Here is a 770-nt window from a genome sequence, read left to right as displayed (position 1 = left end):
GGCCTTCGGCCGCGGCGGCCTCGGTGCCGTCCTCGGCGCGAAGAACGTCAAGGCGGTCACCTTCGAGGAGGGCGAGTTCGAACCCACGATCGCCGACGAGGACGGCCTCCGCGACCTCGTCTTCGGCCGGACCCAGCCGCTGATGGAAGAGACGGAAACGCTCCAGCAGTACGGGACCAGCGCCGCCGTCAACCCCGTCAACGAGATGGGCAAGCTCGACCACCGGAACAACCAGTACGAGCAGGTCGACGACGAGAAGGCAGAAGCGATCAGCGGCGAGCGTCTCGAGGCCGAGTACGTGACCGAAGACACCACGTGCGCGAACTGCGCCGTCCGGTGTGGGAAGCACGTCTCGGTCCAGTCGGAAGGCATCACGGACGCCAAGATCCCCGAGTTCGAGACGATCTTCGCCGTCTCGACGATGCAGGACGCCCACGACCCCGAGGCGATGATTGAGGCCAACGACGTCTGCGATCGGCTCGGGATGGACACGATCAGCCTCGGCGTCACCGTCGCGTTCGCCCGCGAGTGTCACGAACGGGGCCTCCTCGACGACGAAGTGGACGCGACGGCGGCGCTCGAGTTCGGCGACGGGGTCGTCGACCTCGCCGAACGAATCGCCCGCCGGGAGGGCATCGGCGACCGACTCGTCGAGGGATCGTTCCGATTCGCGGCGTCGCTCGCGGCTAAGGAAGCCGAGAACTACCTCCACGGCGTCAAGGGCTTGGAGTTCGCGGCCCATTCGCCGCGGGCGCTCAAGGGGATGAGCA

Annotated in this window: 1 protein-coding gene; it reads left to right on the top strand. The window is 67.4% G+C overall.

What is annotated here, in order from left to right:
- Positions 1-770, top strand: a 770-nt coding sequence (locus tag PGX04_RS33485; protein WP_273742416.1) for an aldehyde ferredoxin oxidoreductase C-terminal domain-containing protein, incomplete at both ends; no start/stop codon positions are given.

This window comes from Natrinema soli (assembly GCF_028618695.1).
Note: the sequence above shows the minus strand (reverse complement) of the source record. Positions and strands in the feature narration are given on the sequence as shown.